This is a genomic window from Romboutsia sp., assembly GCF_035470145.1.
Classification (GTDB): Bacteria; Bacillota; Clostridia; order Peptostreptococcales; family Peptostreptococcaceae; genus Romboutsia_D.
In genome coordinates this window covers 1-3,364 of sequence record NZ_DATIRC010000003.1, presented here as the reverse complement: position 1 = coordinate 3,364, position 3,364 = coordinate 1, and the positions used below count along the sequence as shown (strand labels likewise).

Genomic DNA, 3,364 nt, shown 5'->3' with positions numbered 1-3,364 from the left:
TTTATACTCTTTTTCAATTGCTTTACTCCTATCCTTTATACTTTTCTTTAATAACTTCTACTACAAATTTAGGTAATGCTAAAGATCTTTTCCACCTCTTAGGATTTCCAGCTATTCTATATAACCATTCTAGATTAAGCTTTTGATATATTTCTGGAGCACGCTTTTCAAATCCACCTAAAACATCAAAGCTTCCTCCAACTCCCATAAATAAACCTTTATCTACCTTTGCCATTACCTGGTTTATCCATTCATCTTGTAGTGGACATCCCTTAGCAACAAATACATAGTCTGGGTTTAACCTTATTACTTCATTAGTAACACTATCATCTTCATCATTATTATAACCATCACAATATCCAACAATATTTAAATTTGGATAATCTATCAATAGATTTTTAACCATAACCTCTATTACTTCTTTTTTAGCACCATAAAAATAAACACTTTGATTATTTTCATTAGCCATACTCAACAAATCTGTCATTAGTTCTATTCCTGGAACACGTTCTGGAATATCTTGCTTTAATATTTTAGCTCCCTTTACAATACCTATACCATCAGGAACGATATATGTAGCTTTTCTTAATAAATCAAAATAATTCTTATTTTCTTTACCATACATAGCTATTTCAGCATTAGCTGTTACTACATAAGTTTTCTCTTGATTTTTTATCCTATCATCCATTAATTTTAATATCGTTTCCTTGTTCTCACTTACAAATGGAATATCAAATATTTTTACTTGTCTAATATTCATAATTATCTCTCCTAATTTAATTAATTTCATCTATATAAAATTAGAACCTATTGCTTAGCGAGCAATAGGTTATAATTTTAATACTATTCCTTTATATCAGTTCTCTTTATCACTTTTAATATAGTCATTACAAGTATATATATGTCTAATTTAAAACTTCTTTTAGTTAAATATTCATGGTCATATACAACTTTTGTCTCTACGTCTATATTATCTCTACCATTTATTTGAGCCCAACCTGTTATTCCAGGAAGTATACTATCTACACTATATATTTTTCTAAGCTTTATTAAGTCCCCCTCTTCTAATATAACGGGTCTTGGACCAACTATGCTCATATCTCCCTTTAAAATATTAAATAATTGCGGTAACTCATCTATACTTGTTTTTCTTATAATCTTCCCTACTCTTGTTACAAATATACCTAAATTTGTAAAATCATTAGTAGCTATATTGGGAGCACCCACGCTCATACTTCTAAACTTATATATATAAAATGGTTCACTATTTTCACCAGCTCTTAATTGCTTAAATATTATAGGACCTCTAGATTCTAATTTTATCAGTATTGCTATTATTAAAAAAATGGGCGACAATAATAAGATACTAGCTAAAGATAATACTATGTCTATCATTCGCTTAACTTTATCATATATATTAAATCTACTCATATCCATATATATCATACTTGGTTTTGTAATATTATCACTTATGATTTTATCTTTCACGAATATCCTCCTATCTGTTGAATAATAGCTTTGTTTAACCATCTTCATTTAAATTGTTTATAATAATTTCTGCTATTTTTATAATTATTATTCTTATATTTTTTTCTAAAAATATAAATATATTTAAATAATGACAACAAAAGGAATTACATATACTGAAGAGTTTAAGAAAATTTTCATAGCTGAAAATGTTAACGATAAATTACCGAGACAAATATTCGAAGAATGTAGGTTTGATATAGATATATTGGGAATACATGGAGTTCATTCTTCTGGTAATATATGTAAATTATTACATAAAGAAGATGGTATTGTCGGTCTTTCGGATGCAAGAAATTTAAATTCAGGTAGGCCTCTTACAAAAGATTGAACAGTAATAATTATTTAAGAATTAATTTCAATATATTTAAATTACTCTCCTTATCTCCAATATTTATAGTTGTTGATTTTACTAGTTGATACCCTAACGATTTCCAAAATTTTATACCTTTAGTATTTTGTTCTACCACTCCTATTCGGAATGTATCAACTCCTTGAATTAAAGCGTATTTCTTTATTTCTTCATGAATTATCTTTCCTAATTTTTTATTTCTTTCATTTGGTGAAAGTAAAAGTAAACCTATCATCCAAGTTCCATTATCAGGATAGTTTTTAAATATATCTACCATTCCAATTAATAAGTCGCACTTATTATATACTCCAAGTGTCAATGAGTCCTCTAATGCCTTTTTATCATCATATTTAAAAATCCTGACTACATCCTCATCAGTTGCATTTCTTCCACTACACATCATATGGTAATCCGAACACAAATCATATAAGTATTTAATTTCATCGTGATTAGAAGAAGTTATAGGCTTAATTAAATACTCATCATCTAATATACTTTTTATCATAATATATCCCCCTTTAGCTAATTAAAATTATTAAGCAATCATTAATTTAATCATAGCAGAAGTTACCTTTTTCGAAGTGTCCATTAAAACAGTTCTTTTTTCATAACAACAGCAGGTAATACCTGTTCATTCCAATTTAAAGTTATATTGTCTATTCTTTTAAAGCCATTTTTTATCCAAAAATTAAGAACATCCTTGTCATAATTTGTAACAATATCAATTCTTAAACTATTGCTATTACAAGACTTTATGTACATTTCTAATAATTTATATATATTTGTTCCAATTCCTTGACCTTTAAGATTACTATTAATCATAAGTAATGACAAATACGTTTCTTTATCTACTTTAAAATCAATTAATCCTACTATTTTATTTGAATTTTTTTGAACAACTTTACATGAATAAAAACCTTCTTTTTTCATTGCATCTAACTCATCACATACCCAATTTACTGTTATACTTTCTTTACCTATATGGCTTTTTAGAAAAAGTTTATTTGAATTGTATATATTCACAATATCATTTAAGTCTTTAATCTCAATCAAGTCTATATAAAAATCATAAAATTCAAAGTAAATAATAATCTCCCCCCTTTTACATATATGGTCAGTTTAATTATATCAGAATGTATAGCTAAATAAGTGTTCATTGAAACAGATATTTAGCTATACATAATAAATAGGAGCATATGCTCCTAACTTATATTTTTAATGTGATAAAAATTGTATATTAATTATTCTATTTCTTCATATTCCATAAGATATGATAGTATAAAAAATATTATAAAACTCCAAATCAAAACTATAGCCAAGCTTCCAATAAATGAACCTACAAAAGTGGTATTAGAGAAAAGTAAATTTAACCGAGAAGAAATCGTTAGAATTAAAAATATATTAATAGATACAAATTATATTTCCAGACTCATCAAAAGGCCTTAAGGTATATTTTAGTCTACCTTAAGGCCTTTTTTATAACAC

The 3,364-nt window shown here is 26.4% G+C and carries 5 protein-coding genes; 1 reads left to right on the top strand and 4 read right to left on the bottom strand.

The genetic code is table 11. The features are described from left to right. Window positions 1–28: 28 nt before the first annotated feature. Both VLM92_RS00085 and VLM92_RS00080 read right to left on the bottom strand, forming a co-directional pair. Window positions 29–760, bottom strand: a complete 732-nt coding sequence (locus VLM92_RS00085; protein ID WP_325274320.1) for a WecB/TagA/CpsF family glycosyltransferase — start codon at window positions 758–760, stop codon at window positions 29–31. Between the two features lie 83 nt (window positions 761–843). After that, the gene (locus VLM92_RS00080) at window positions 844–1,488 is read right to left on the bottom strand and encodes a sugar transferase (protein ID WP_325274319.1); all 645 of its coding nucleotides are present in this window, start codon (window positions 1,486–1,488) and stop codon (window positions 844–846) included. A gap of 130 nt (window positions 1,489–1,618) precedes the next feature. Here VLM92_RS00080 and VLM92_RS17370 point away from each other — a divergent pair, with 130 nt between their 5' ends. Next, complete coding sequence (locus tag VLM92_RS17370) at window positions 1,619–1,858, top strand: hypothetical protein (protein ID WP_414708134.1); 240 nt, start codon at window positions 1,619–1,621, stop codon at window positions 1,856–1,858. Between the two features lie 10 nt (window positions 1,859–1,868). Here VLM92_RS17370 and VLM92_RS00070 read toward each other — a convergent pair whose 3' ends face one another. Both VLM92_RS00070 and VLM92_RS00065 read right to left on the bottom strand, forming a co-directional pair. Beyond that, the gene (locus tag VLM92_RS00070) at window positions 1,869–2,384 is read right to left on the bottom strand and encodes a GNAT family N-acetyltransferase (RefSeq protein ID WP_325274318.1); all 516 of its coding nucleotides are present in this window, start codon (window positions 2,382–2,384) and stop codon (window positions 1,869–1,871) included. An 83-nt stretch (window positions 2,385–2,467) separates the two neighbouring features. Next, window positions 2,468–2,932 (bottom strand): GNAT family N-acetyltransferase, encoded by a 465-nt coding sequence (locus tag VLM92_RS00065; protein WP_325274317.1) that lies wholly within the window; start codon window positions 2,930–2,932, stop codon window positions 2,468–2,470. Window positions 2,933–3,364: the final 432 nt, after the last annotated feature.